A 1,786-nucleotide genomic window follows, 5' to 3' on the forward strand; every position below is an offset into this window, starting at 1 on the left:
CGCCCACACGGGCCGGGCACGACGGGACCGGGCCGTACCAGCGCCAACGCACCGCTCATACCCGGCACTCGGGTCTGTGTCGTCGAGGTCGCCGATGACGGGGCCGGCCTTGCCGAGTCGCACGCGCGGCGGGTGTTCGAGCGGTTCTACCGCGCCGATTCGGCCGAGCGGGCCGCGCCGGCGGGGTCCGGCCTGGGGCTTGCGATCGCCGCCGGCGCCGCGGAGGCCAACGGCGGCCGTCTGGAACTCGAGGCCAGGCCAGGTGAAGGCTGCACATTCCGTCTGCTCCTGCCGTATCAGCCCGCCGTTGCAGCGACGGCTGCCCCGGCTCCCCACACCTGCGTATAGGGCCGCATCGCTACCAAAAGGAGTGCCACCGGTGAAGCTCAGCACCGTACGACTGGGACAAGGCCGTACAGCCGCCGCACGTCTGCAGAAGAAGCACTGCATGGTGCTGCCCTACCCGGACGTCGGGGCGCTGATCGCCTCCGGCGAGGACTGGCGGGAACGAGCCGCTGAGGAAACCGGTGAACGCCACCGGCTGGACGACATCTCCTACGCGCCCCTCATCACCCGGCCGAGCAAGATCGTTCGTGTGGGACCCAACTACGCCGCACGGGTACGAGAGACGGGCACCTCCTTCCCCACCGTTCCGGTGTTCTCCGTGCGGCAAGGCGGCCAAGGCGTTGCCGGTGCCCGCGACGCCATCTGCCTGCCGGCCGAGGGACGGAACGTGGACTGGGGCGTGGAGTTGGGCCTGGTGATCGGGTGCCGGACCCGTGGAGTCACGGCCCGGACGGCGCTGCGCCATGTCGCGGGCTACACCGTCGTCAACGGCGTCGCCGCGCGGAGCGACTCGGGAAGCGCCCCCGCGGCGGGACTGTCCACGGACGTCACCCTGGTGGGACCCGCCATGGTCACCACCGACGACGTGCCGATGGGCGGCCGCGGTCTGACGATGAGCTGTGTCATCGACGGGCGGGTCCGCCAGAAGGCGAACACCTCGCAGCTGATCTTCGACGTCGCCACCGTCATCGCCCAGGTCAGCACCGTGACCACGCTGCTGCCCGGAGACCTGATCACGATGGGCACACCGGCCGGACCCGGCACCGTTGGCGAACCCGAGGTCCTTCTGTACCCCGGTGCGGACATGGTCACCGAGATCAAGGGTGTCGGGGAACTCAGGAACTCCGTGGTGCGGTCGTGTCCGCAGTGAACCGTGGGAGCACTTTCGGCCATAGATCTGACTTCCCGTCAGTTCCCAGCATTCTTTCCCCGCCTCCACAGGCAGGGCGGCAACAGTGAGGCCGCGGCCCGGACCAGGGCCTCAGAGCCGCAGTCTGCCGTCCCCTCACGCCTGAGGAAGCCATGACTCCCACCCCCCACCTCACCGAGACCACCGCCCGCCCGGAGCGCTTGGCCCCGTTCCAGCAGGTCGAGCGGTCCCTTCACGCACAGGCCGGTACCGCGACGGTCGACATCGTCGTGCCGGTCTACAACGAGGAACGTGCCCTGCCCGGCTGCCTTCGCACACTCCACGCCCGACTGGCGGCGGACTTCCCGTTTCCGTGGCGGATCACTGTCGCCGACAACGCCAGCACCGACGAGACCCTCGCCACCGCCCGTCGTCTCGCCGACGAACTGCCGGGCGTCGGCGTGGTCCACCTCGACCGCAAGGGCCGCGGGCTCGCCCTGCGCACCGTCTGGGGCGCGAGCGACGCGGACATCGTCGTGTACATGGACGTGGACCTGTCCACCGGCCTCGACGGGCTGCTTCCGCTGGTCG

General features: G+C 70.2%; 3 protein-coding genes. All 3 read left to right on the top strand.

Annotated features, from left to right (window positions below; genetic code table 11):
• A partial coding sequence (locus ABT116_RS44165; protein ID WP_351646492.1) for an ATP-binding protein occupies window positions 1-348 on the top strand: 348 nt, incomplete at its 5' end.
• Between the two features lie 31 nt (window positions 349-379).
• A complete protein-coding gene (locus tag ABT116_RS44170; protein ID WP_351646494.1) occupies window positions 380-1,216 on the top strand; it encodes a fumarylacetoacetate hydrolase family protein in 837 nt (278 codons plus the stop codon).
• Between the two features lie 152 nt (window positions 1,217-1,368).
• Window positions 1,369-1,786, top strand: a 418-nt coding sequence (locus ABT116_RS44175; protein ID WP_351646496.1) for a glycosyltransferase, incomplete at its 3' end; no start/stop codon positions are given.

It is taken from the genome of Streptomyces sp. NPDC002130 (assembly GCF_040296465.1).
GTDB lineage: Bacteria > Actinomycetota > Actinomycetes > Streptomycetales > Streptomycetaceae > Streptomyces.